Genomic DNA, 26,708 nt, shown 5'->3' on the forward strand with positions numbered 1-26,708 from the left:
ACACCAACATAAATTCGCAAGGCGGGGATTTTAATGGCGAAAAGCTGATCAGTCCAGTGCCGGCGGGCCACAGACTTCGCAGGAGCCCATGCTTGCATGGCGCTCCGAGCGACAGCGAGGCTGTGGGAGTCTGCCTGCAGACGATGGTGCGGTTGGATATGCCCTATCGCGTGCAGGCACGCTCCCACATACAAACCAGAGCCGCCGCCTTTTGTAGGAGCCCCTCTCGAGGGGCGAACACCACGGCCCGAAATCACAAGAGCCTTCGTCCCTCAAGAGGAACTCCTACAGCAGACGGCCCGGTAGGAGCCTGCCTGCAGGCGATTCTTACCGCTTCGCCAGCAGATTCGCCAGCACCGGCTCCAGCCGGACGCTCTGGCGGCGGGTATCCAGGCGGCGGGCCTCGACGATGGCTTCCAGCTCGTAAAGGGCCCGGTTGAAGTCATCGTTCACGATCAGGTAGTCGAACTCGCCGTAATGGCTCATTTCTTCCTGGGCGCCGTCCAGACGACGCTGGATCACGTCCTCGCCATCGGTATCCCGGCCACGCAGCCGCTCGGCCAGTACTTCCAGTGACGGCGGCAGGATAAAGATGCTCACCGATTCCGGCATCTGCTTGCGGATCTGGGTGGCACCCTGCCAGTCGATCTCCAGCACCACATCTTCACCGCCATTGAGGGTCTGTTTCACCCAGTCGGAGCTGGTGCCATACAGGTTGCCAAACACCTCGGCATGCTCCAGGAAGCGACCCTGTTCCACCTGACGGACAAAGGCATCGCGGTCGGTGAAGTGGTAGTTCACCCCGTCCTGCTCACCGGGGCGTATCGGCCGGGTGGTATGGGAAATGGAAGGACGCAGCTGGGCCAGCTTGTCGACCAGCGCCGCCACCAGGCTGGTCTTGCCGGCGCCGGACGGGGCGGAAACGATATAGAGCGTGCCTTTGTCGGCCATACGAGCTGGTCCCTGTGATCCCGGTTAAAAGGCGCATTATAGGGGGAAGGTTGCGGCCCGTCATTTATCGACAGTCGGGGAATGGATATGCGGGTGCTGGCGACGCTATGTGGTCATTAAGGAATTATTCAGAGACTCCTTAACGATTCAGGGCGACCGGCTTGCCCATGAAGCGCGCCAGCCGGACCAGGTCCACATACATGGCGTCGTCACCTGCGTGATTCATCAAAGACAGGCATTCCCCGTTATTAAGGTTCAGCTGGATCTGGCTGTTGGGATAGGTGCGCTCACCGGTAGCGAGTATCTGATTCAATTGCAGTGATTCCACGTCCCGGAACGGCAGGGTGCGGTCACCCAGATAAATTACCTGTTCGCGGCGGTCAATCCGCACGTCGTGGCTGGTGTTGAACAGCAAATACAAACCCACGATGGCAAAGGGGATGGATACCATCAGGCTGTTGCTCAGGGTGTTCCAGGGAAGCTCGAAGAACGAGGTGTTCGTGTGAAGCAAGGTGTCGGTCAGGGTAAACAGGTCAAACAGCAGCCCTCCCTGGGGCGCGAGCAGGAAAGCCAGGCCCATGGCGGTCAGCGTGCGGCTGCGCACAATGCCAAGTTGATGAGCATTGCGCGGTTTCAGGCGGGCGGTGATGAAATTGCTGGCCGAGCCGGGTGGGGCGAGCTGGTGACGGTGAGCGCCCGGATCCACATACAGGTCGGGTATCTCATGCAGTGGCCGTTGTAACCAGTCCTGCTCTTCTTTGCTCAGGCGCCCCGGTTTGCCCAGCAGAGCCATGGCCGCGGTGAGGGCAAAAATGACCAGCATGAAGCCATTGCCAAACCAGCTGCGGTACAGCGGAAGGAAAAACTGTTGTGACTGTGCTTGCAGGCCATGGAGCAGTTTTACCTGCCCGTCCCGAACCTTGCCCAGATGTGCAATCAACCAGCGATCATGATCCGACAGCACCGCTTTTGATTCGGTAGCATCAATACGCGCCTGAAGTTCATCCACGCTCGCTTGTTGTTTGACGATGTTCTCCAGAAGGCCCGCGTACAGGCGTTGCTGGGTGTCCCAGGTGGTCTTCAGCTGAAGGCCAATCTTGCTGATGCCGATCAGCACAAAGCTGCCAATCAGGAGAACGAAAATGCCTTTTTTCATGATGCATCCATGCGGGTAAAGATGGAGAGATATGCAAATAACAGCTTTTGAATGGGAGCTCATGTTACTGCCGGGCAGCCAGGATGGAAGAGCAGGGAAGCAAAAATGGGGCATCGCAGATTAACGGGAACGTGGCCGGTCAGAATTGGCCGAAGGCGGTTTTCGATTTTGATGTGACAGTTTTCCTGCAAACGAAGTCTCTCCCGCCCTCCACCAACATGCCTTCGCGAGCAAGCGCACTCTCACCGTACGGCTTTCCCGGGTTAGCGTGTCGCGTGTTGCATGAAGCGTGATGCAGCCGCAGAGCGGCAACAAAAAAGCCCGCCAAAGGCGGGCTGAAAGGACCGGGATAACAACGGTTCAGGCAGTCTGTTGACGTCTGGTGCCGGCTACCAGCAGCGGGCGGCCGTAGACCAGCTTGTTGGTCATGCGGGTGATGAAATCGGTGCGCTTGCCCTTGAGGCGACGACGGGCCTCGATCTGGGAGGGAATCCAGCGCAGGTGCACCGGTACCAGCTTCATCACGTTGCGAATCAGGTTGATGTCGAAATCGAACTTGGCCTGGATCTCCGGCGTCACCGCGGGCATACCGAAAGGCGCGCGCAGGGATTCCGGCAGCAGCACGGACGTATGAATACGATGGCGGTTGAGTAGCGGTACCAGCCAGCTGCGCATGGTGAACAGGTAATCCACCAGCTCACGGCCCACCTTGCCCACGGCCAGCAGATCGGAATCCACCACGGCATTGAACCAGGCCACATAGGCATCCCAGTTTTCCGGCATGGCTTCCTCGGGAATACCGAACAGGTAAGCGAACAGCTTGGAGTCCTGGTAATACTGCTCACGCTCTTGCGGTGTGACTTCACCGTAGAACAGCTCATGCACCCGCAGGGCAATGATCCACAGGGTAGCGTGCACCCACAGCAGCGCTTCCACCTGGTTGGCGAAGTACTCGGTCTGCTCCCTGGTGCGACCGGTGGACTCGGACACCTGGCCGGTAATCTTGGCGTGGATGTTGTGCACCCGCACCGCGGATTCCAGTACCTGATCCAGATTGCCAAACACCATGGAGTGCACATTCAGGAAGGTGCGCTGCAGACGGCCCATGGGGTCGGTCTGGGTCTGGGAGTGCTGGTCGATGGCCTGGGATACCCAGGGGTGCGCCAGCTGCAGCAAGTTGGCGGCACCGGCACCGAACATCACCGAGATATTGCCGTGGACTTTCCAGGCCATGGAGCCCGGGCCATACAGGCCCACGTTCGGATCCAGCACCCGGCGGGTCATGATCTCAAGCTGCTTGTGCAGGGCCTCCTTGCTGACGGCCTGGCTCAGGGTCTGGCTACTTTCATAGTTGTTGTTGGTTTGAGTCTGCATGAGCTGTCCTCCTTTATTGGGGTCAGCCTAGAGGCCCGGAACCAATGAGTTTTGATACAGATCAATTTTTCTGTCTCATTCCGGTTTTCGGAAACAAAAAGTGCATTGGTGGTGACCGGGAAACCCGGTGCAAGTAAAGAGACAAAGGCGCAGTATGGCGGCAATGTGATTTAAGTGAGTGTTGCCCTGTATGAGCGAAAGCCCGATCATCGCCAGCGTGGATTATGACCGCGACGGCATTCAGCACGGTTTTCTCAAGCTGCCCCATTCCCATGATGGTTCTGCCTGGGGGCACGTGATGACGCCCATCACCGTAGTGCGTAACGGTGACGGCCCCACCGTGCTGCTCACCGGTGGCAATCACGGTGATGAGTACGAGGGCATCACCGCCTTGCTGAAGCTAGCCAACCGGTTACAGCCGGAGCAGATCTCCGGCCGGGTGATCATCGTGCCCATGCTCAATTATCCGGCAGTGCTGAATGGCTCACGCACCTCGCCGCTGGATGGTGGCAACCTGAATCGCTGCTTCCCCGGCAACCCGGCCGGCACCCTCACGGAAAAACTGGCGGACTATCTCACCCGTTATCTGGTGCCCATCAGTGACGTGGTGCTGGACATCCATTCCGGCGGCAAGACCCTGGACCTGCTTCCCTTTGCTGCTACCCATCGTATGGACGACAAGGCATTCGAAGCCCGTTGCCTGGCCGGTGCCGCCGCCTTCGGCGCGCCCTACACCTTGTACATGGCGGAGCTGGAAGGGGATGTGCTGTTCGACAGCGCGGTGGAAGGGCAGGGCAAAGTCTTTATCAGCACCGAACTGCGCGGTGGCGGCACCACCACCCCGGAGACTGTTGCCATTGCCGAACGTGGCATCGACAATGTGCTGCGCCATGCCGGTGTGCTCCCCGGCGCAGTGGAAACCCTGCCATCACAGGCGCTGGAAATTCCTGATGGCGATGCCTACCGGGTCAGTGAGCATGCCGGGATTCTGGAATTTGCAGTGGCGCTGGGGGACTGGGTAAGGGAAGGGGAAGTCATCGCGCGCATCCATGACATGCATCGCACCGGCACCACCCCACAGGAATACCGCGCCCCCTACAACGCCCTGCTAATCGGCCGCCGCCACCCGGCACTGGTCAATGTAGGCGACACCTTCGCGGTGCTGGCGGTGCCACGCTAGCGTCTGCTTTTGAACCTGTGGGAGTCTGCCTGCAAACGATGCGGCGGTTGGAAATGCCCCATCGCTTGCAGGCAAGCTCCCACAGGTGCTCAGAGGTAGATGTGTTGTAGGAGCGGTCGTTCGACCGCGATCCCAAAGGCCAGATCAACACCTTCGCGGTGGAACCACCGCTCCCACAGGGTGGAGATTGAGATTAATTCCGTAGGAGCCAGCCTGCTGGCGAAAGCGCCTGATCACCACAACATCGCCAACAGGCTGGCTCCTACGGCGGCTGGGGCCCATGTCTTCTGTGGGAACGTAGCGTAGCGAAGTAACGCACGGAGTGCGGCCCGAAGGGTGAGCGAAGCGAATAACTTGCCTGCAAACGATGGTGCAGTTGGCGATGCCTTATCGCTTGCAGGCAAGCTCCCACAGGTGCTTAGAGGTAAGTGTGTTGTAGGAGCGGTCGTTTGCTATGCCCTCCGGGTGCGACCGCGATCCCAAAGGCCAGATCAAAACCTTCACGGTGGAACCACCGCTCCCACAGGGTGGAGATTGAGATTAATTCCATAGGAGCCAGCCTGCTGGCGAAAGGCGCCTGATCACCACAACATCGCCAGCAGGCTAGCTCCTACGGCGGCTGGGCTGCGATGTGTCCTCTGTGGGAGTTTGCCTGCAAACGATGGTGCAGTTGGCGATTCCATATCGCTTGCAGGCAAGCTCCCACAGGAGAGGCCGCACCACAGCCGCGTGTTGCCTGATGCGTGCTGCGTGAAGCGTCTCCCTTACCCCTCAATCTCGATCAACACCTCACCCGGCGTCACCCTATCCCCTTTCTCCACATACACCGCTTTCACGGTGCCGGCGATGTTGGCCTGGATTTCGTTCTCCATCTTCATGGCTTCGGTCACCATCACACCCTGGCCGGCTTTCACCACGTCGCCTTCTTTCACCAGCACGTCCACCACATTACCCGGCATGGCCGTGGTGACGTGCCCCGGATCGGTGGCAGGGCGGCGTTTGCTGCCGCCGCCTTCGGCGGCGTATTCGTTGAGCGGCTCGAACACGGTCTCTTCCGGCATGCCATCCAGCGACAGGTACAGCTTGCGCTTGCCGCTGCCTGCTTCACCAACACCGGTGATGGCCACTTCATAGGTTTCGCCGTGCACATCGATGATGAACTCGGTGGGTGTGCCTTCGCTGCCTTTTTGCTTGCCGGGCACCGGCTCGGGCAACAGGGCTTCCGGCTTCAGGGTGCCGTCGGCACGCTGCTGCAGGAACTCGCGGCCCAGCTCCGGGAACATGGCAAAGGTCAGTACGTCTTCCTCGTTACCGGCCAGCTCACCGATCTCGCTGCGGAGCTTGTTCAGCTCCGGTGACAGCAGGTCCGCCGGACGACCTTCCATGGGACTCTCGTTGCCGATGGCCTTCTTCTGCACATCCGAATTCACCGGCGCCGGTGCCTGACCGTAGCCGCCCTGGAAGTAACGCTTCACTTCATTGGTGATGGTCTTATAGCGCTCACCGGAGAGCACGTTGTACACCGCCTGGGTGCCGACGATCTGAGAAGAGGGCGTCACCAGCGGTGGGTAGCCAAGATCGGCACGCACACGGGGAATCTCGTCGAACACCTCGCGGATGCGGTCCAGCGCGTTCTGCTCTTTCAGCTGGTTGGCCAGGTTGGACATCATGCCGCCCGGTACCTGGTTGATCTGCACGGACACGTCTTCGCGAGTGAATTCGCTTTCGAACTGGTGATACTTCTTGCGCACTTCGCGGAAGTAATCGGCGATCTCGCTGAGCAGGGTCAGGTCCAGGCCGGTGTCATGTTCGGTACCCGCCAGTGCAGCCACCATGGCTTCGGTGGCCGGGTGGCTGGTGCCACTGGCGAAGGCGGAGATGGCGGTGTCGATACGATCCACACCGGCTTCGATGGCCTTCATCTGACACAGCGGCGCGAGACCGGCCGTGGAGTGGCTGTGCAGCACCAGCGGCAGATCCACTTCTTCCTTCAGTGCTTTCACCAGATCGTAGGTGGCGTAGGGCGTCAGCAGGCCGGCCATGTCCTTGATGGCGATGGAGTGCGCGCCCATGTCACGCAGCTGCTTGGCCATGGTCACGAACAGTTCCGGGGTGTGCACCGGGCTGGTGGTGTAGCACAGGGTGCCCTGGGCATGCTTGCCGGATTTATTCACTGCCTTCATGGCGGTTTCCAGGTTGCGCACATCGTTCAGCGCATCGAACACCCGGAATACGTCCATGCCGTTGTCGGCAGATTTCTGAACGAAGGCTTCCACCACATCGTCGGCGTAATGGCGATAGCCCAGCAGGTTCTGGCCGCGCAGCAGCATTTGCAGGCGGGTGTTGGGCAGGGCTTCGCGCAGCTTGCGCAGACGCTCCCAGGGATCTTCTTTGAGGAAGCGCACGCAGGCATCAAAGGTGGCGCCGCCCCAGGCTTCCAGTGACCAGTAGCCGACCTTGTCCAGCTTCTCGCAGATCGGCAGCATGTCTTCGGTGCGCATGCGGGTGGCGATCAGCGACTGGTGGGCGTCGCGCAGGATCACATCAGTAATTTCGACTTTCTTGGCGTTGCTGTTGCTCATGATCAATTCCTGTTTTCGGCGACGGATTACCAGCCGGCGTGGGCGGCCAGGGCGGTGGCGATGGCAAGCGCCATTTCCGTGGGATGTTTCTTTTCCGAGTACTGCAGCAGTTCCGGATGCTCGGGCACAAAACTGGTGTTGAAATCCGCGGCGCGGAAATCCGGGTGCTGGAGAATCTGCTTGTAGTAGCTGGCGGTGGTGCGAATGCCGTGCAGGCGCATGTCATCCAGGGCGCGCTCACCGCGGGCAATCACGTCGTCCCACTGCAGCGCCCACACCACCAGCTTCAGGCACATGGAATCGTAGTAGGGCGGAATCTCGTAACCGGTGTAGATGGCGGTATCCACCCGCACCCCCGGGCCGCCCGGCGCGTAGTAATGACTGACGCGGCCAAAGCTGGGCAGGAAATCGTTCTTCGGGTCTTCCGCATTGATACGGAACTGCAGGGCGAAACCGCGGTAGCTGATGTCCTGCTGGCGATAGCTCAGCGGCAGGCCGGCGGCAATGCGCAGCTGCTCGCGAACGATGTCCACCCCGGTGATCTGCTCGGTGATGGTGTGCTCCACCTGCACCCGGGTGTTCATTTCCATGAAGTAGACTTCGTTGCCGGTGAGCAGGAATTCCACCGTGCCGGCATTCTCGTAGCCCACCGCCTCGGCGGCAGTTACCGCCAGGCCGCCAATATAGTTGCGCTGCTCGGGGGTGAGCTGCGGGCTGGGGGCAATCTCGATCAGCTTTTGATTGCGACGCTGGATGGAGCAGTCGCGCTCGTACAGATGAATCACATTGCCGTCGCTGTCGGCGAGAATCTGCACCTCGATATGACGGGGATTGACGATGCACTTTTCCAGGAACACTTCCGCGCTGCCGAAGGCCTTGGTGGCTTCACTGATCACCCGCGGATACTGGGTGCGCAACTCGTCGGCGCTGTCGCAACGGCGGATGCCGCGGCCGCCACCGCCAGAGGTGGCTTTCAGCATCACCGGGTAGCCGATCTCATCGGCCAGCGCCAGGGCATCGTCCAGATCCTTCAGGTTGCCTTCCGAGCCCGGCGTCACCGGCACCCCGGCGGCGCGCATGCTGTCGCGGGCCTGGGTCTTGTCGCCCATCTTGTGGATCACTTCGGATTTCGGGCCGATAAAACGCACGCCCTGTTCTTCACACAGGCGGGCAAATTCAGCGTTCTCCGACAGGAATCCGTACCCCGGGTGGATCGCATCGCAGCCCACCTGCTTGGCCAGGCTGACAATCTTCTGCGGGTCCAGATACCCGGCAATGGGGTCATCGCCCAGGGAGTAGGCCTCGTCCGCACGCTTCACGTGCAGGCCGTAGCGGTCGGGCTCGGTGTAGATCGCCACCGAGCGGATACCCATCTCGGCACAGGCACGAATGATCCGCACCGCGATCTCGCCCCGGTTGGCAATCAGGACTTTCTTCAGCATGTAAAGCTCCTCCATCGAGGGTCTGGAGGCTATTCCGGTCAATCCATAAGTAGAAATCAGAATCTGGTTAGGTGAGTATAAGGTATTGCTTATGGGTGGGGCGAAACGTCAGGTTTAATCTGGGCTCCAGGGCGGTCGGACGTCTGAGGTCGGACGGCGGACGCTAAACATAAAAGACGGCAGTGTTGCTTCTGTCGTCAGACATCCGACATCCGACGTCCGACGTCAGACCAAAAAACCACAGAGACACCATGCCGCACACCCTTCACCAGCTCCTCAGTCGCCTCACCTTCCGCCAGTTACAGGTGTTTCTGGCGGTGCATGAATGCCGCAGCTACAGCCGCGCCGGCGAGCAGCTGGGCCTCACCCAGCCCGCCGTCAGCAGCCAGATCCGCCAATTGGAAGCCGCGCTGGACATGCCGGTGTTCGAATATGTGGGCCGCAAGCTCTACACCACCGCCGCCGGTGAGCGTCTGGCCGAGACCGCCGCCGGCATCTTCGAATCCCTGAAAAACCTGCAAACCGATCTGGCCGCCCAGCAGGGCCGGGTGGCCGGGGAATTGAAACTGGTGGCGGTGAACACCGCCCAGTACGTGGTGCCGTATTTGCTGAAAGGATTCGTCGCCGCCCATCCGGACGTGACCGTGAACCTGCGCGTGGTGAACCGCGCCGAAGCCCTGCGCCGCCTGGATGACAATGAAGATCACCTGATGATTCTCGGCATCGTCCCGGAAGACAAACCGCTTAACGTGCTGCCGTTTCTGGATAACGATTTCATCGCCGTGGCCGCCCCGGATCACCCGCTGGCGAATGCAGAGAGCATCACCCCGGAGCGTTTTCTGAAGGAAAAACTGCTGGTGAGAGAGTCAGGCTCCGGCAGCCGCCTGACCCTGGAGCTGTTCTGTCAGGAGCGCCGCCTGAGTCTGGCCCCCTTCATGGAACTGGGTGCCAACGACGCCATCAAACACGCCGCCATGGCCGGCCTCGGCGTCGCCGTCCTGCCCCGCCTGAGCCTGCGCGCCGAACTGCAACTGGGCCAGCTCAAAGCGCTACCGGTAAAAGGCTTCCCCTTACGCCGCTCCTGGTGCGTGGTCTACCCCAAAACCAAATACCCCACCCCCGCCATGTCCGCCTTCGTGGACTACGTCCAGCAAAACCTGAAACAAATCGCCGCCCGCTTCCGCGAACAAACCTGACGATACCTGTAGGAGCACCACTCGAGGTGCGAACTTTTTGTGGGAGAGCCAACTTGTTGGCCGAATGGGGGAGAAGCCTGTAACCAGTCCGCCAACGACAGGGCTGGTCTTGGATGTAAGAGCGGTCGTCCGACCGCGATAGCCGCGACGCGGCGCCTTCATCGCGGTGGAACCACCGCTCCCACAAAAGAAATTTTCGCCGTAGGAGCCTGCCTGCAGGCGATCTTTTCTCAGGGTATGCCTGCAAGCGAATGCTTTTTGTAGGAGCCCAGCTTGCCTGGGCGAACCTCGCGCAGCGAGGCGACCGAAGGGAGAAACCAATGCATCGAAATATCGATATGAAGAGCCGTGCTTGCACGGTTCGCCCAGGCAAGCTGGGCTCCTACAGGGCGGCCGGAGAGCTACCGATTCAAATCCTTCCAGCGTTTCTCCTCTGCCTTCCTCAAGGTGCGCTCCTGATCCAGAATGTCCTTCCAATGCGCAACTAATGCTTCTTCGCCGACTGCCGAAGGCAACGCCTCATACAACCCGATCAATTCCTGCTTCAACGCAGTAATCTCCGCCGAATCATTCCCCGTCACCGTCGTATTATTCTCCGGGTGATACATGGTCCCGAACGCCACAACATTCGCCCGCGCCTGTGTCAGCGAATAGGCTCCATTCGGCCCACCACCCCAGTCTTGGGTATTGGCGTCATCCTCCCCATCATCTTCCCAGATGCACAGACAGCAGATCTCATAAGCATCCCGCCGCGCCAGCGTCGGATACCCACAACAAGGACAAGGCACCCGCTCCAGCACCTTGTGCTTCTTCAGCCGAACACCACGACACAACGTCGGCCCAAACAACGCACGCCGCTGATCCAGTGCCGCCTGATTCTCGTCAGTCCAGGGAGGAGTCCGCATACCCACCAACACAGCCAATCAAAAAGAGATCACCATTAAACACCAACCCCGCAAATCAAACACGGGCCTGGCATCCCGCTGTAGGAGCGCCTCTCGAGGCGCGAACCCGAGCCCAAGCGAGGGAGAGCTTCCAACCGTTAAACCTGAAATGAGCCCTGCCACTATTTCAATTTGGCTCCCAACCCAAAATAAACACGAGCGCCCAGTCAGCCCATGAATCCCCACCCCAAGACGTATAGTATGGATCAGATAACCCGAAAGGATTCGGGCCCGTCCCCACAGAGCAAGGATGCCAGGAGACCCTATGAGTACAGAAAAGCAGATCGAGATCTATCAAACCGCCGATGGCGAGACGCAAATCGAGGTGCGGCTGGATGCCGATACCTTGTGGGTTAGTCAGGCTCAGATGGCAGAGTTGTTTGCTACTTCTGCTGATAACATCAGCCTTCACTTGAAAAATATCTATAAGGACAGGGAGTTAGATGAGCTATCAACTACCGAGGATTTCTCGGTAGTTCGTCAGGAAGGCAAACGGCGGGTACGCAGGAACCTGAAGCACTACAATCTGGATGCGATAATTTCAGTGGGGTATCGGGTCAACTCGACCCAGGCGACCCAATTTCGGCAATGGTCCACGCGTATACTCCGGGCATACCTGAATCAAGGGTATGTCATGGATCGCCACCGCTTCGAGCGCAACGCCGCCGAACTCCAGCAGGCCCTCGCCCAGGTCCAGAAAGCCGCCCAAAGCCCGGAACTCACCGACCAGGCCGGCCGTGGTCTGGTCGATGTCGTTTCCCGCTACACCCAAACCTTCCTCTGGCTACAACGCTACGACGAAGGCCTGCTCGATGAACCCGAAGGTGAAAAAGGCGGAAAACTGCCCAGCGAAAGAGAAGCGATGAGCGCACTGGGGGAACTCAAATCCCAGCTAATGGCACGAGGCGAGGCTACAGATCTGTTCGCCCGGGTAAGAGAGGCCGGTCTGGCCGGTATCTTTGGTAACCTGGATCAGTCCGTCTTCGGCGAACCCGCTTACCCCTCCATAGAAAGCAAAGCGGCACATCTGCTGTATTTTGTGGTGAAGAACCACCCGTTCTCCGACGGCAACAAACGCAGTGGTGCCTTCCTGTTCGTAGACTTCCTGCACCGCAACGGTCGCCTGCTCGATGCAAACGGTAACCCCATCATCAACGACACCGGCCTGGCAGCCCTCACCCTGCTGGTAGCAGAATCCGACCCGAAACAGAAAGAGGTCCTGATCCGTCTGATCATGAACATGCTGAGTAGCACTCAAACCCCATGATAGAAATCCATTGCACGAAAAAACTGCTGGCCAGATTGCCGGTCGATGAACAGGGCAATCTGCCGGTCTCAAAAACGCACGGTGCCCTGCCAACAGTGCCGGGCCAACTCAGCCCGCTCAGCGGCTGGCATGCCAACCTGCTCACCATCCAGCGCCGTAATTGCGTGATGTTCGTACACGACACCACACGCTTTCCGCTATTTATTGCTTCCCTGAAAAAGCCCGACTTCGCCAACCTGGAATACTGGTTCGAAGATGCCCTGATGAATACATTGATGAAGTGCGGAGCAACGGCCTTGCAGCTGAAGAAAGTCGGCCATGCCCTGCAGCGCTTGAAAATGGATAGCCAAACAGACCGCTCAGTTCAGGGAAGCCTAAACCAGATGGGGCAGGATGCAGGCTTTATGCTGGAAGATTGCAAAGTGGATGAAATTCTCGGCTATGGATTGGCTGCCAATCTTGCCCAGCGGCCTTGCATGATAAAAAGTGGAAAGGACGCCCTATGGCCTGAGCGCGACTTTCTGGCCCTGCTGGAATCCCTGCCGGAGCAAGGTGCAGCACCCAACCCGAGAACCGTGCAGCCCACACTTCCGGAAAATGTCACCTCCATGGCGGGTTTCCGATACAGGAAAGACCGTTATCACTGATCAGTAGAAACTGAGGGTAGGGTAGGCCACAAACCAGCAACCTGGTTTTCCGCTGTTGTAGGAGCGGTGGTTCCACCGCGAAAAGCTGGCTGGTAGCAAGGCGCACAGATCGCGGTCGCACCCGCAGGGCATCGCAAACGACCGCTCCCGCAGTGATGCTTCTGCCGAAGTGTCATTCGCGGCGCGAACACCCTACCCATAACCGCTTCTAAATCGCATCATAATTCCCCAGCACCAAGCGGTGAGTAACGGCTCGCCAACGAGGCGGTCACAGTTTTCAGGGAGGATCCCGGTAGCTGTTCCGTTAAACAGGGTGTTGAACTGTCGTCGCAGGGGTCAGTCAGTGCTCTCACTGCTGGTGCTCACCGCCACCGGCTCACGCGAAAAAATGCCGATAATCGGGGTGCCCTGGGCCTGCAGAATCGGTTCGATATCCCGGTGCAGGGCGTGGTACTGATAAAACGGCACGCGCGGAAAAAGATGATGAATGGAATGCAGATTCTGACCCAGCCAGAACCATTCCACCGGTTTCATCCAGCGCGGCATGATCAGGCTGTTGGTATTGCGGTAACGCTCGCTCACCTTGTACGGGTGGTGCGGGCGGTAGGCAAACCAGTAGGCAGTGAACAGCCCACCCGTGTAGTAGCCCAGCAGCAACACCACCGCCGTCCCCGGTTGATCCACCATCACCAGAAAGGCAATCCGCCATCCCAGCGACACGGTCAGCTCGCTGCAGTAAATCAGTTTTTCTTTCAGCGAGGCGCTGCCCCAGCTGTGCTGTACAAAGAAGGTATTCTGAATCCACTGAAAACGCAGCCCGGCGATGATCATCGCCAAGGGGTTTTTCTGCATCCCGCTGACCACAAAGTCCGGGTCCTTGTCCGGCTGATTGGTATAGCGGTGATGGGTAAAGTGCTCGATGCGATGCGAGGCATAAGGAATCGCGATGATGGGGGCCACCAAGTAGCCACACAGATCGTTGATCCACTTGCGGCTATCGTTCTGGCCATGGATATTGCCGTGGGCGGCTTCATGTAGCGGCGTATACGACATGTAGGTAAGCGCCGCCACCAGGAAGTAGGCCTGCCAGGGGCCAAGGGTGCCATTGGCAAACAGTAACAGCGTGGCAACAAAGGCCACCACCACGGCCAACGTGAGCGCAATTGTCGGCCACGCGGTTTTGCCCATATAGTGTTTGGCGCAGGCAATGGCCTGCTTGTTCAAGGTTGCCGGGTCCATGGTGCTGCCTCTGGTGGTTATCATGGTTCCAGACTAGGCCGGCACCCTCACAATCAGAATAGCCGCCGTGGCCAATCACCCTGCAGAAGTGGCCAGCGCTAACGGCGGATCAGCGGAACGGGCAATGCAACACAGCGACGACACCCTCCACCCGGTAGCCATCAGCCAGGTGATGCTCAACTTTGCCCAGCGCCATGGCATCGACAGGCAGACCTGCCTGCTCGGCACCGGCATTGCCGATGACGCCCTTTCCAGCGGAGAGGGATTGGTCACTCGCACCCAGGAAATGCGCCTGATCGAAAACCTGATGCTGGCCCTGCCGGACGACGGCGCCTGGGGCTTCGAATTGGGTCTGCAATACCACCTGGCCACCTTCGGGGTGTGGGGCTTCGCCCTGCGCACCTGCAAGACCCTGCGTGAAGCGGCCATCCTGGGGGTGCGCTATCTTCCTCTCAGCACCGCCTACTGCCGCATCGAACTGGTGGAAGACGACGACACCTTTGGCATCACCTTCGACCCGGATCCCATCCCGCCGCACCTGCGCCAGTTTCTGCTCGAGCGGGACATGGCCACGGCCCTGAATCTGGTGCGGGAAATCACCCTGCAAGGCGTGGACTTTCGCGCCATCGACCTGGCCGGCCAGCCCGATGTCAGTGCCGAGGCCATTCAGGAAGAATGTGGCGTGAAACCCACCTTCGCCGCCCGCAGCAACCGCATCCTGGTGAACCGCGCCGGCGCCAGCCAGCCCTTCCCCGGCTACGATCCGGTGCTCACCCGCATGCTCGAACAGCAATGCCAGCAGCGCATGGACACCGTAGAAAACAGCGGCATTGCCGGCAAAGTACGCCAGCAACTACTGGGCGAACTGGGCCTCGGCGCCACCCTCAACGACATGGCCAGCGCCCTGGCCCTGTCCTCGCGCAGCCTGCGCCGAAAACTGGAACAGGAAGGCACCAGCTACCGCGATCTGGTAGAAGAAGAGCGCCGCCAACTGGCCCTGCAACTGCTCACCAGCACCACCATGAAAATCGAAGAAGTCGCCGCCCACCTGGCCTACACCGACGCCGGCGGCTTCGTCCGCGCCTTCCGCCGCTGGCAAGGCTGCTCCCCCAGCGAATATCGGGACAAGCACTAACCTCAAATCTGCATGGCACCCCCAGCCGCCGCGAGGATGCCATACCATGACAGCTTCTCGCGCTGTTACAGAAAGCCGCTCAGAGCCCTGGGTTATCGAGTCGCTGTGGGAGTCTGCCTGCAGACGATTCTGGCTTAAGGGAAACCAGAGGCGTGCCTGTACGCGCCCCCCCTCCCTCGTAGGAGCCAGCCTGCTGGCGATTTTTTAGCGATGCTGCTATCGCGAAGAGGGCAGCACAGGCAGCCCTCCATGATTGCAGTCGAGCAACAGACCAACAGAATGAATGGATGCGGCATACCCAGAAGCGTTCACTTCCACAACCATTTCTTAACCACATCAAAATTCCCCAGCACCACCTGCTGGGCCTCTGGCCCACGATGATCCTGATCATCCAGCCGCAATAACTGCACGATGTAATTTGCCATCGCAGCGCGGCAGGGGATCGACAAGACGCCTCGCGTCATCCCGTAATCCCGGGCAATCACTTTCTGTTGCGCATCGGACAGGCGTGGATCTGGCACCACCTTCAAGGTTAGTGACTTCTGCCAGGCTTTATCCTGGTCTGCGCCCTGTTCGCCGGGCAGGGTGATCTCAGGCTTGTCCATGATTCGACTCAGCACAAAATCCCGGTAATCGCTGTTCTTTTCACACCAGGCTCGTACGTGCCAGCGCATGCCGTTATGCACCACGGTATGAGGCTGAATTACCCTGTATTCCGGCTCGGGGTTGTTCAGGGAGGTGTATTCAATCTCCACCCGCAATCCTTCCCGGCACGCCTGCAGGATGGGCCGTAACACCGCTGGGCGAAGATCCCGTGAGGGTGGCAGCAATACCTCGGTATTCAGCTCCCGTACATCCAGTGCTTCGAAGGCGCAGCTCAGATCTTCCCGGGCATGCATCATCTGCAGATACTCATCCGCCTGACCGCGAGTGAATACCGGCTTGAAACCGGTGGCTGGCTTATAGCCTTTGAGTGACAGGTCATACTCCAGATTGCCTGGCGCATACTCATTCAGATAGAGATTAATGTCCTTGCTGGCCTGCTGGCGCCCAATGCCGAAGGCGCGCACCAGATGATTGGTCGTCAGTCGTCCTTCCCACAGGGCAATCACCTCGATCAACCGGTACCGCAATAACAAATCCCAGCGTAGCGGCCAATCCGCCGCATTCTTCCCTGCTGTACGCGCCATGTTGTGCTCCAAAAAGCGACACATGCCGAAAGGCGACATGTTCATGTAGTCAGTATTGGCATGACGATAGTAAATGCATAATGTGGGGCTGTCATCAAGGGTTCGATGAGACCGCGGCAGGGATGCTGCACAATCAGGAACAAAGGAAGTCACAAGTTATGGTGAGTTGTTCTCGTTGCGGGAAGACAGGCGGTAAAGAACAGGGCTCAGGCAAGGGGCTCAGTCTGGTCACAATCCCCCATGAAGCAGGGCAGGGGAGTGGCCGTGTTTTGGTGTATTGCCAGGAATGCTGGACCGAAATGGCCGAGTGCATCGCCGAAGTGATACCGCTGGAGATGGTCAGCCCCGGCGTTCTGTTGGATCTCTATCGCACCGGCAAAACCACTTCTGATCCGTTCACTGCCTGCCAGCTGGTGTTTGGCCATGCGGAGCCGGAGTTGGTGCGAGAGGCGCAGGCGTTAATCAATTCTCACTGCGGCTAGCTGGAGGCGACAATGAAAGATCTGAACTCTTATCTCCCCCTGGTCGTCCTGTGGGCCAAAAAACACCACGACCTGATCCAGGAGCAGGGCGCCGAGCTCAACGAAGAAGGTATGGAAATGGCCAGAAGCGTGGGCGTGGCAGAGCCCGAACGCATTCGCATCATGCTGGTAGACGAGATTCCCTTCCAGGAAGATCCGGTGGTCTACAGCCTGGCAAAGAGCGTCGGCATGCTCAGCGGCCAGGTCACGGGCATCACTTTTGGCCACTCTATCTACATCGTCAAAGGCTGCCAGTCCGCCCGGCTCTACAGTCACGAATTCCGCCACGTACACCAATACGAAGTGCTCGGCTCCATTGGCTCTTTCATGGATGTGTACCTCGAACAGGTTATGACATTCGGCTACCACCAGGCGCCCCTGGAAAAGGACGCCCGCCAGTTCGAGACAGGGCCCTGACAGGTAGGAGCCCCTCTCGAGGTGCGAACCGCCGGGATCAGGCAAAAAAGGATTGACAGAATGTAGTGTGTACTAAACACTACACGAATGAGCTTTGGTGATTACATACGACAAGCGCGGCTTGCCCGCCAGCAAACAGACAAAGGCTACTCGCTGCGCCGGGTGGCAGGCAGGGTGGGCGTCGAGCCCGCGTACTTGTCGAAAATCGAACGCGATGTCTTTCCGCCGCCGTCGGAGCAAATGATCGTGAACCTGGCGGCGGATCTCGGCGAAGACCCGGATGTGCTGCTGGCACTGGCCGGCAAACTCTCCTCTGAGCTGAGAGAGATTATCGTGCGGCGCCCGCAGTTGTTTGCCGAGCTCATACGGCAACTCAAGGACGCGCCCGACCATGCCATCCTGCGCATGGTCCGGGAAGTGACGGATGGGGACTGGTAAAAGGGATGAACCGACATGATTGAACTGAACGCTAACGAACTGGTTTTCCGGTTTCCGGAAGTGCACCCCCAGGCGGCATGCCGGGTGAACTTCCAGCGCACCCTGCGCATCCCGGATGACAATCGCGAATACGCCTTGCCGCCCGGCCTGGGGCGTTTTCCGATGGAGCATGTGGAAGATCATGCCAAGACGCTGCCCGCCGAATACCAGAAGCGTGGCGGGGTGATGCTGCCCATGTACCAGGCAGAAGCGCTGTGGATCAGCTTTACGGGTGCAGGCGACTATCCCTTCCTCCTGAAAATCGCGGCGGGCAAGATCAACGCCGTCACCGGTGAATCCTGGAAAGATGCCGTATCCGACACCCCGCAAGACTACATCGTCACCCCGGATCAGCCCTGGCTCGATGGCTTCTGTATCCAGAAAGGCCTGATCCGTCAGTTCGTGGCCATGCCCCTTGGCAGTGGCTACACCGCCGAAGAGCAGTTAACCGGCGCGGCTGAGTTTGGTGGTCTGCAGATCATCGCCTACCCCATGAAGCGGGAGTGTTATGAGGCCATCAAGGCGCGTGAAATCAGCGCCTGCCGGTCAATGAGCGCGGATTCGTTCATGTGTGCGGATATGGCCATGGCACCAAGCATGGGAATGGCGCCTGGCGGGCTGATGAAGCAGACGATCCATAAGGACAAGCACGGCCTCGATGCTTGGGATCTATCACAGTCAAGCCGCTGCTTTGTGCACTTGCTCAACAGCAAGCAATGGCAGCAGGTCACCGGCAATCAGCCGCCATGCAAGCCGCCTACCGCCAGCGATTACAGCGCCGCAGGCCTGCCTTGGTTCGAGCATTACGCAGAAGGCGAACAGGCACTGGGCGGCTCTGAAGTTCTGGCCGGACTGGACAGCGTCGCCGCCAAAGGCATTAAACAGGGCGAAACCCCGCTGCCAGACAACGACCCGGTACAGATCGGCAAGGTCATCAACCAGGGACCAGCCAAGCCGTCGGTCAGCGAAGGAGACTGGTAACCCGCCTGCGGGCGAGCCTCTAACCTGACGGACCCGCTCATGAAAAAGTACCAAGGGGCACTAGACCTCACGCCCAAATGTGATACTGTCCACAAAAATAATGAACGCGCTTCACTGTGGGCCAGGAAGGCTCAAATGCCATCATTTTGATGTCATTCAGGGGAAAGGAAGAATCATGGGGATCGACTACAACACGCTCAAGAACCGTCAGCGCCAGGAACGGGACAGCTACCCAGACAACCTGGGCCTGCGCGTCCACCGCGCCCTCAGCTGGCTGAATCGCGCCGAACAGGAAGACGACCCGGACAGCCGCTTCATCTTCCTGTGGATCGCTTTCAACGCCGCCTACGCCACAGAAATCGACGACCGCGAAGGTCTTAGTGAACAGGGCGCATTTAACGCCTTCCTCGGCAAGCTCAATGACCTGGACACCAGCAAGCGCCTGAGTCAGTTGGTCTGGACAGCCTATTCCGGCGCCATCCGCGTGTTGCTGGATAACCCCTATGTCTTTCCTTCGTTCTGGGATTACCAGAAAGGCAACAAGACAGAAGCCCAGTGGCAGCAAAGCTTTGACGCCGCCAAAAAGGCAGCCAACCACGCCCTCGCCAGGCAAGATACCACACGAGTACTGGCCATCGTCCTGACCCGCATCTACACCCTGCGTAACCAGCTGGTCCACGGCGGCGCCACCTGGAACAGCAGCGTCAACCGCGACCAGATCCGCGACTGCGTAAATCTCATGGCTGAACTGGTGCCGGCAGTAATCGAGATCATGATGGATAGCCCGAACACCCTGTGGGGGGAAGCGAGCTACCCGGTGGTTCGGAGTTAATGATGGAGGTGCTGTTGCGTGCCCAAACCCTGTTCAGGGGTGGCAGTCTTGAACAGGCTGCAGAGTTGCTGGAAGCCCATATGGCTGCCCAGCCACGGGACATGAGGGTTGCAGCAGCCCTTGGCCGTCTTTACCGGGGTCTTAAACAGCCTGAAAAAGCCGCTTATTGGCTGCGTTACTCCTTGCAACACCACGAGGTTGCTGCTGATTTTGATGAGGAGGATGCGGCTTACCTGGTGAGCTCCTCTGAAGAAGAGCCCGCTCTGGAACTGGATTACGAGTATGGCGTCCCGGTCGTTCAGCCACAGGCCGCCAATGATGACGACTCCCGGCAGCAAGGACAGGGTTCGCAAGTATTCAGCAGTGAATCTACAGAGGAGCCAGAAGTTGCTGACATTCTGGAAGACATCTCACCCTTCATAGACAGTGAGTTGCCAGAAGCGACATTGGCAGAGCCTGAGGGGGATGCAGAGGAAAGCGAACCGTTCAAGGCGGTAGAAAGTGGTCAACCTGCTGAGGATCTCATCGGGAATATTGAAGATGATGAGGTGCTGGATGCGGCCGATGAGCTGGCTGACATCCCTGATTTTGAAGCTGAAGAGCCCGCTGACATTGCCGTTGTGGATGACCTGGAAGATGAAGAGGTAATCACAACGGACGACGATGAGGAGTTTGGCCAGGGCATCGTTGATCTGTTTGAAGAGGCGGATGAAGCAGACGAGGACGACCTCGAAAGCTTCTATATCGAATTGGACCCGGAAGATCTGGGCCAGGATGATGAGCCGGAAGAGCTCCCCGAGCGCCTGACACACAGGGAAAAAGCGGAAGGCATCGCAGCAGGGCTTGCCGTCGAGGGTGAATGGCTGAAGAAAGACATGGGAATCCTGGTGGATGTGCTCGCGCATCATCGCAGCCACGGCAAGACCCAGTCTGCGCTTCGGGAACTACTGGTTAAAAAGCAGGCAACCCCCGAAGAGCTGCATGTACTGCATGAGCTGAGAAAGATCTGGGGTACAGGCGGGTATAACCGGACATACCGGAAAGAAGAGGCCGTAGATGGCTGGCCCAATATATCGTGGCGTCTGGCGCTGGATCTCACCAGAGCGCTAAAAGCAGACGATGCGGCCGAGGTGCTGCTGTTTGTCGAAGACTGCTTCCAGGACTGGAATGCATCTGCTGAAAAGATCGCTGCATTCCCGATCTTTTCGTATTACCTGCAGCATATTCTTGACCATATGGAAAACATGGCGCTGTGCTGTGGGCAGCCGCCGCCGGCCTATATCGAATACGAATTTTTTGAGCAGGACGACGATGGATGGGAACAATGGCACAGGCCAGAGCCTTTTAATTTCAACATCTATCGAGAGTCAGAGGACAGCCAATGGTAATCCCGATAGTGGAAGGGGCAATTGTTCGCCATAAGGATAGTCAGGATGTCAGGGACATTGGTGTCGTCAAGAAAGTGTCTGCAGAAGTGCCGGCAAGGGTCAAGGTGTTCTGGGTGCAACGAAAGGTGGATGTCATGCATCCTGAGAGCGATCTTGTCTCGGGTTTCATGCGTGGGGCAGAGGTCGAGCACCGGCCTGTGAGGGCGACCCAGGATTCACTGGGCACAGGTGTTGTTTGTACGACCCGGGAAGTTGCCGGACATACCCAGCTGCTGGTCGAATTCCAGGAAAACAACCTTCGAGTCTGGCTGCCTTGGCAGCGGCTACGGCAAGTTCGTGGGCCCTTGCATGGTTTTACCTTGGGGAAGTTTAACGTAACCGGTGATGAAGAGCGCCAGCGTCTCCGCCTGCTTTCCTGGGCCATTCAGCTATGGAACGAAAATACCGGAGCATTGGCGACGTTCGATGTAGATCCGCTGCCGCACCAGATTCATCTTGTTCAGAGCATCATGGCTTCTGGTCACTACAATTGGTTGATCGCAGATGATGTGGGGCTAGGCAAAACCATTGAGGTAGGACTTCTGCTTCATGCTGCTATGGCAAAGGGGCATGCAAGGCGAGTACTAATTATTACCCCGGCTGGACTTACCAGACAGTGGAAAGAAGAACTTTATGGGAAATTTGGGTTTGAGGGATTCAGGATCTATGGCGATGAATTCCAGATTCACGACCCCCGGGACTGGAAAAAGGAAGATCACGTTATCGGGTCCATGGATCGTCTCAAGCAAGATGAGCATCTAAACAAGCTGCTTCAAGCTGACACATGGGATTTGGTCATCGTTGATGAGGCGCACAGGCTCAGCCGGAGGGAGTATGGTAACAAGCTCGATGCAAGTCAGCGTTACGGCATGCTCCAGAAACTGCGGCATAACTCCAAAACACAAAATGTTTTGCTGCTAACGGCGACCCCTCATCAGGGAAAGCAGGACAGCTTCGGAGCCTTGCTGGAACTTCTGGCCCCGGAAAGAAAAAGCGAAATCCGCACCCTGAAGATTAACCCCGAAATTATCGGCGACATGATCATCCGCAATTACAAGGCGGATGTAACTGATATGGACGGCAATTTCCTGTTTCATGGAAAAACCGTACGCCAGATTGATGTTCCGCTTTCGGAAGATGCCGTGGAGTTTGATAAAGAACTTCGGGCTTATCTTCGCAAAGGGTATGCAGCGCAGGAGAAGAGTGGAAAAAACACAGGCCGAGCCATCGGCTTTGTGATGACGGTCTATCGCAAGCTGGCTGCATCCAGCGTGGCAGCTATTCATGCCGCACTGGTGAGACGGCTTGAACGCCTGAAGGGTGAAGAGGCGAGTATGGATCGTCCCTATGATGACGAGCGTTATCAGGGGGAGCAGGAAGAAGCAGCGACCCGGAAGACGGAGGCATCACCCTTCTTTCCTGGTGAGGAAAAAATCCTTGCAGAGTTGATCGAAAAGGCTGCAGACCTGGAGGAAAATGACGCCAAGCGCCACGCCTTTATGAATGGCCTGGTGGAAACCGTTATCAAGGAAAACCACCGGGAAAAAATCCTCGTTTTCACCGAGTATCGAAGTACCCAACAATGGGTCAAAGCGGCACTGGATGATCGCTTTGGTCCCGGTAGCTGTGTTCTTATCCATGGTGGCATGGACATGCAAGAGCGGCGGGAAGCTATTGCCACCTTTGAAGAAGAGGACGGTGCCCAGTTCCTCGTGTCCACCGAGGCGGGCGGCGAAGGCATCAACCTTCAGCATCGTTGCCACATCATGGTGAACTACGATCTGCCCTGGAACCCCATGCGGCTGGTTCAGCGTGTAGGGCGGCTTTATCGCTATGGCCAAAAGAAGCGGGTCGTGGTCTTCAATGTCCATCAGTCCGACAGTGCCGACGAGCAGGTGCTCAGTATTCTCTATGACCGCCTGGAAGCCGTGGCCCAGGACATGGCAAGTGTCCAGAAGCATGAATTTAACGATGCTATCAAAGAAGACGTCCTGGGTGAGCTGGCAGATCTGGTCGACATTGAAGAAGTATTGGCACAAGCCGCCAGTGACAAGATGGAGCGAACCAGTGAGCGCATTAACGAAGCGCTGGATCGCGCAAAAAATGCCGCTGCAGAACAGCATGATTTATTCAGGTATGCGGTGAATCTGGACAGCAAAGAGGTCTCGGGAGAGTTGGTCATCACCCTGGATCACCTGCAGGCCTTCATAGAGGGCATGGCAAGTATTGCCGGATTCGAGATTCTGGAAAAAACCCACAACGGACTCATTTGGCAGATCAGGCTCGGCGAAGCGGCCATGCAATCCATGGGCGTTTCACGCAGCCGCTTCGGGCTGACCTTTGATCGAACGCTGGCTGCCAAAAAGCCAGATCTGTTACCCATGAACATGGATAACTGGCTTTTCAAAAACCTCATCAAGCAGGCGCGCAAGTATGATTTTGGCGGCACTTCAGTAATGGGCGCGGGTTACCAGTCAGAATCCATCATTGTTGCCGTGGCCCGCTGGCAGAATGATCGTGGTCGGCGCGCCCGTCAGGAGCTGGCCATGGTGGCACTGGATAACGGCGCAGCTACCCTCAATCCGCCCTGGATCAGCCAGTGGCTGATGCAGCCGTGCTCACCGTCACAGCAGGTGGAGACGGACAAGGAACAGCGAAAGGCTGCCCTCAAGCTGGCCAACGCCTGCGTCGAAAAATACCTTGCTGAGCAATGCTCTCAGACCCTGCTGCCAGACCAGCTGCAGTGGATCACGGCGGGTTGGAAGGGTAAACCGCAAGGGGCGGAGTAAGAAGATGAAAAAGCAGAATTTGCATGCGATAGCACAGGACAACAACCCATGAGCAGTACCCTCTACGCCCCCGGCGCTCGCGTCGTCATTCGCGATTGCGAGTGGATCGTTCGCCGCGCGGATCCCAGCGACGATGGCGGCTATATCCTCACCGTGGATGGCCTGTCCGAGCTGGTTAACGGCAAGAGTGCGCGTTTTCTCAGCCGGCTGGAGGAAGAAGCCGAGGCGATTCAGGTGCTGGACCCGGCGGAAACCCGTTTCGAGCAGGACATGAGCCCCGGCTTTGAAAAAAGCCGCCTGTTCATCGAGGCCCAGCTGCGTCAGATCACCCCGGCGGATCAGCGCATCCATTTGGGCCACAAGGCCGCCATGGACCCGGTGCCCTATCAGCTTGATCCCGCCCTCCAGGCACTGAACCAGCCCCGTCAGCGTATCCTCATTGCCGATGCCGTGGGTCTGGGGAAAACCCTGGAAGCCGGCATCCTGATGACCGAACTCATGCGCCGTGGCCGGGGCAAGCGCATCCTCGTGCTCACCCTCAAAAGCATGATGACCCAGTTCCAGAAGGAAATGTGGAACCGCTTTACCATCCCGCTCACCCGCCTCGACTCCCAGGGCCTGCAGCGGGTGCGCAACAACATCCCGGGTAACCACAACCCCTTCTATTATTACGACAAGTCGATCATCTCCATCGACACCCTCAAGCAGGACAACGAATACCGCCGCCACCTGGAGCAGGCCTACTGGGACATCATCGTCATCGACGAATGCCACAACGTGGCAGAGCGGGGCAGCAGCTCCCAGCGCGCCAGGTTGGCGCAGTTGCTGGCGGGCCGCTCGGATACCCTCATCATGCTCTCGGCCACCCCCCATGACGGCAAGGCAAAATCCTTCGCCAGCCTGATGAACATGCTCGATCCCACCGCCATCAGCGATCCGGACGACTACGCCCGCGAAGACTTCAGCGACAAGGGGCTGGTGATTCGCCGCTTCAAGAAAGACATCCGCGATCAGGTGCAGCAGGAATTCAAGGAGCGTGTGGTCAAGGACATCCACATGAACGCCTCCCCGGAAGAGGAAGCCGCCTACCAGGCCCTGCTGGATGTGCCCTTTACCTACCGGGGCGAACACAGCCAGACCAAGAACGGCCAGCTGGTCCGCATCGGCCTGCAGAAAGCCATCTTCAGCTCCCCGGCAGCGGCGGACATTTCCGTGCAGCAGCGCATCGCCAAACTGCAGAAAAAAGCCCTGGTCAGCGAAGACGAACAGCACGAAATCCAAAGTCTGAAATCCCTGCTGCTGGCCCTGCGCAATGTCACCCCGGCAGCCTTCAGCAAATACCAGTCCCTGGTCAAGCTGCTGAAGAGCAAAGACTACGGCTGGAAGAAAACCGACAGCGAAGATCGCCTGGTCATCTTCAGTGAGCGCATCGAAACCCTCAAATGGCTAAACGACCAGCTGGCCGGTGACATGAAACTCAAGGCGGATTCGGTGCAGATCCTCCACGGCGGCATGAGCGACGTGGAGCAGCAGAGCATCGTGGAAGAATTCGGCAAACCCGAATCGAAACTGCGCGTGCTGCTCTGTTCCGATGTGGCCTCCGAAGGTATCAACCTGCACTACCTGTCCCACCGCCTGGTCCACTTCGACCTGCCCTGGTCCCTCATGGTGTTCCAGCAGCGTAACGGCCGGGTAGACCGCTATGGTCAGGAACAGATCCCGATCATCACCTACCTGATCAACCAGAGCGACAACCCCACCGTCAAAGGGGATCTGCGTATTCTGGAAATCCTCAAGGAAAAGGACGAACAGGCCTACAAGAACATCGGCGACCCGGCTACCTTCATGAAGGTCCACGACAGTGAGCAGGAAGAAAGGCTCACCGAAGAGGCCATGGCCGAAGGCATGAACGCGGACGACTTCGATCAGCACTACCAGCCGGAAGACAGCAACGAAGGGGATGATCTGCTGTCCCTGTTCCTCAACCCGGAAGCCAGCCAGCCGAAAACCCCGGAGCAGGCAGAGCAGCACACCGTCGAAGACTTCAGCCTCTTCCCCAACGATTACGAATTCGCCCGTCAGGCCCTGGAAGCCATCAACCGCGAGCGCAACCAGGTCAGCGTCAGCGTCAATAACGAACGCCAGACGCTCACCCTCACGCCCCCGGATGATCTCGACTACCGCTTCCGCTTCCTGCCCCCGGAAATCAGCCCGGACAACGGCACCCTGGTACTCACCGCCGACAAGCCCCGTTTCGAGCAGGAAATCCGCCGCAGCCGCCAGGACGAAAATGCCTGGCCCAAGCTCCACTACCTGTGGCCCCAGCACCCGGCCATCCAGTGGCTGCAGGACAAACTGCTCGCCCAGGTGGCGCGCCACAGCGCCCCGGTGCTGGCCCTGCCCGATACCGAAGCCGTCAAACAGCAGCTCCAGCCGGAGGAAAGCGTCTTCCTGGTCAGTGGCCTGATCCCCAACCGCAAGGCCCACCCGGTCATCTGGGAATGGTTCGCCATTCGCTGCCAGGGGGGCGCAGTCACCGAAGTGCTGCCCGCCCGTGACTGGCTGCAGGCCCTGCAACTGGACAGCAAACTGCCCAACCGCGCCCAGCCGGTAAACCTCGATGCACTGCAAGCCCTGCGTCAGCCGGTCATTCAGGCCGCCCGCAGCGAAATGCAGCAACGCCAGCAGGTCTTTACCGACCACACTCAGCCACAACTGGATGAAAAACTGGCTGAACTGGCCGCCCTCAAGGATCGCCAGCTCACCCAGCTGGAGCTACAACTGCAGGGCTCCCAGCAGGCAGAGCACTTCAAGGCCGCCAGAAGGGAAGAGCGTACCAGCCGCATTGATCGCATCTTCAATGATTACCAGACCTGGGTCAGCGACACCCTCACCATCGAGCCGGTGCCCTACATCCAGATCATTGCCGCCTTCACCCGCGCCCACGGCTAACGAACAGGT

The 26,708-nt window shown here is 58.5% G+C and carries 21 protein-coding genes; 13 read left to right on the forward strand and 8 right to left on the reverse strand.

Going from position 1 to position 26,708, the window contains the following annotated elements; genetic code table 11:
* Positions 1-327 precede the first annotated feature (327 nt).
* The 3 genes from gmk to HF945_RS16520 form a co-directional block, all read right to left on the reverse strand.
* Positions 328-951: a guanylate kinase gene (gmk, locus tag HF945_RS16510; RefSeq protein ID WP_290523653.1), complete on the reverse strand. Its 624-nt coding sequence runs from the start codon at positions 949-951 to the stop codon at positions 328-330.
* A 139-nt stretch (positions 952-1,090) separates the two neighbouring features.
* Positions 1,091-2,107, reverse strand: a complete 1,017-nt coding sequence (locus tag HF945_RS16515; protein WP_290523654.1) for a hypothetical protein — start codon at positions 2,105-2,107, stop codon at positions 1,091-1,093.
* 360 nt (positions 2,108-2,467) lie between these two features.
* Positions 2,468-3,481 (reverse strand): oxygenase MpaB family protein, encoded by a 1,014-nt coding sequence (locus tag HF945_RS16520; RefSeq protein WP_290523655.1) that lies wholly within the window; start codon positions 3,479-3,481, stop codon positions 2,468-2,470.
* 190 nt (positions 3,482-3,671) lie between these two features.
* Between HF945_RS16520 and doeB the strand changes: the two genes are divergently transcribed.
* The gene (gene doeB / locus HF945_RS16525) at positions 3,672-4,661 is read left to right on the forward strand and encodes a N(2)-acetyl-L-2,4-diaminobutanoate deacetylase DoeB (RefSeq protein WP_290523656.1); all 990 of its coding nucleotides are present in this window, start codon (positions 3,672-3,674) and stop codon (positions 4,659-4,661) included.
* 764 nt (positions 4,662-5,425) lie between these two features.
* On the opposite strand, the gene oadA is transcribed toward doeB, so the two are convergent.
* Both oadA and HF945_RS16535 read right to left on the reverse strand, forming a co-directional pair.
* Complete coding sequence (gene oadA, locus HF945_RS16530; protein WP_290523657.1) at positions 5,426-7,243, reverse strand: sodium-extruding oxaloacetate decarboxylase subunit alpha; 1,818 nt, start codon at positions 7,241-7,243, stop codon at positions 5,426-5,428.
* Positions 7,244-7,269: 26 nt separating this feature from the next.
* Positions 7,270-8,685 (reverse strand): acetyl-CoA carboxylase biotin carboxylase subunit, encoded by a 1,416-nt coding sequence (locus HF945_RS16535; RefSeq protein WP_290523658.1) that lies wholly within the window; start codon positions 8,683-8,685, stop codon positions 7,270-7,272.
* A gap of 251 nt (positions 8,686-8,936) precedes the next feature.
* On the opposite strand from HF945_RS16535, the gene HF945_RS16540 reads away from it, so the two are divergent.
* The gene (locus HF945_RS16540; protein WP_290523659.1) at positions 8,937-9,881 is read left to right on the forward strand and encodes a LysR family transcriptional regulator; all 945 of its coding nucleotides are present in this window, start codon (positions 8,937-8,939) and stop codon (positions 9,879-9,881) included.
* 401 nt (positions 9,882-10,282) lie between these two features.
* Here HF945_RS16540 and HF945_RS16545 read toward each other — a convergent pair whose 3' ends face one another.
* The gene (locus HF945_RS16545) at positions 10,283-10,798 is read right to left on the reverse strand and encodes a CPCC family cysteine-rich protein (protein WP_290525438.1); all 516 of its coding nucleotides are present in this window, start codon (positions 10,796-10,798) and stop codon (positions 10,283-10,285) included.
* Positions 10,799-11,090: 292 nt separating this feature from the next.
* On the opposite strand from HF945_RS16545, the gene HF945_RS16550 reads away from it, so the two are divergent.
* Entirely contained in the window at positions 11,091-12,092 is a 1,002-nt protein-coding gene (locus HF945_RS16550; RefSeq protein WP_290523660.1) for a virulence protein RhuM/Fic/DOC family protein, read from the forward strand.
* Positions 12,089-12,739 carry a hypothetical protein gene (locus tag HF945_RS16555; RefSeq protein ID WP_290523661.1) on the forward strand — a complete coding sequence of 217 codons (651 nt, stop codon included), beginning with the start codon at positions 12,089-12,091 and terminating at the stop codon, positions 12,737-12,739. Before HF945_RS16550 ends, HF945_RS16555 begins: the two co-directional genes overlap by 4 nt.
* A 336-nt stretch (positions 12,740-13,075) precedes the next feature.
* Here HF945_RS16555 and HF945_RS16560 read toward each other — a convergent pair whose 3' ends face one another.
* Positions 13,076-14,002, reverse strand: a complete 927-nt coding sequence (locus HF945_RS16560; RefSeq protein WP_290523662.1) for a fatty acid desaturase — start codon at positions 14,000-14,002, stop codon at positions 13,076-13,078.
* A 100-nt stretch (positions 14,003-14,102) separates the two neighbouring features.
* On the opposite strand from HF945_RS16560, the gene HF945_RS16565 reads away from it, so the two are divergent.
* Complete coding sequence (locus HF945_RS16565) at positions 14,103-15,113, forward strand: AraC family transcriptional regulator (RefSeq protein ID WP_290523663.1); 1,011 nt, start codon at positions 14,103-14,105, stop codon at positions 15,111-15,113.
* A gap of 308 nt (positions 15,114-15,421) precedes the next feature.
* Here HF945_RS16565 and HF945_RS16570 read toward each other — a convergent pair whose 3' ends face one another.
* On the reverse strand, positions 15,422-16,303 hold the full coding sequence (locus HF945_RS16570; RefSeq protein ID WP_290523664.1) for a WYL domain-containing protein: 882 nt from the start codon (positions 16,301-16,303) through the stop codon (positions 15,422-15,424).
* Between the two features lie 158 nt (positions 16,304-16,461).
* Between HF945_RS16570 and HF945_RS16575 the strand changes: the two genes are divergently transcribed.
* The 8 genes from HF945_RS16575 (at position 16,462) to HF945_RS16610 (ending at position 26,699) form a co-directional block, all read left to right on the forward strand.
* Positions 16,462-16,785: a hypothetical protein gene (locus tag HF945_RS16575; protein WP_290523665.1), complete on the forward strand. Its 324-nt coding sequence runs from the start codon at positions 16,462-16,464 to the stop codon at positions 16,783-16,785.
* 12 nt (positions 16,786-16,797) lie between these two features.
* A complete protein-coding gene (locus HF945_RS16580) occupies positions 16,798-17,241 on the forward strand; it encodes a hypothetical protein (RefSeq protein ID WP_290523666.1) in 444 nt (147 codons plus the stop codon).
* A gap of 87 nt (positions 17,242-17,328) precedes the next feature.
* Positions 17,329-17,679, forward strand: coding sequence for a helix-turn-helix transcriptional regulator (locus HF945_RS16585; RefSeq protein ID WP_290523667.1), 351 nt, complete (start codon positions 17,329-17,331; stop codon positions 17,677-17,679).
* A gap of 15 nt (positions 17,680-17,694) precedes the next feature.
* Positions 17,695-18,699 carry a hypothetical protein gene (locus HF945_RS16590; protein ID WP_290523668.1) on the forward strand — a complete coding sequence of 335 codons (1,005 nt, stop codon included), beginning with the start codon at positions 17,695-17,697 and terminating at the stop codon, positions 18,697-18,699.
* A gap of 175 nt (positions 18,700-18,874) precedes the next feature.
* Positions 18,875-19,531, forward strand: a complete 657-nt coding sequence (locus tag HF945_RS16595; RefSeq protein WP_290523669.1) for a HEPN domain-containing protein — start codon at positions 18,875-18,877, stop codon at positions 19,529-19,531.
* On the forward strand, positions 19,531-20,919 hold the full coding sequence (locus tag HF945_RS16600; RefSeq protein ID WP_290523670.1) for a hypothetical protein: 1,389 nt from the start codon (positions 19,531-19,533) through the stop codon (positions 20,917-20,919). Before HF945_RS16595 ends, HF945_RS16600 begins: the two co-directional genes overlap by 1 nt.
* Positions 20,913-23,747, forward strand: coding sequence for a helicase-related protein (locus tag HF945_RS16605; protein ID WP_290523671.1), 2,835 nt, complete (start codon positions 20,913-20,915; stop codon positions 23,745-23,747). Before HF945_RS16600 ends, HF945_RS16605 begins: the two co-directional genes overlap by 7 nt.
* A gap of 48 nt (positions 23,748-23,795) precedes the next feature.
* Complete coding sequence (locus HF945_RS16610) at positions 23,796-26,699, forward strand: DEAD/DEAH box helicase (RefSeq protein ID WP_290523672.1); 2,904 nt, start codon at positions 23,796-23,798, stop codon at positions 26,697-26,699.
* The last annotated feature ends 9 nt before the right edge of the window (positions 26,700-26,708 follow it).

This window comes from Alcanivorax sp. (genome assembly GCF_017794965.1).
Lineage (GTDB): Bacteria > Pseudomonadota > Gammaproteobacteria > Pseudomonadales > Alcanivoracaceae > Alcanivorax.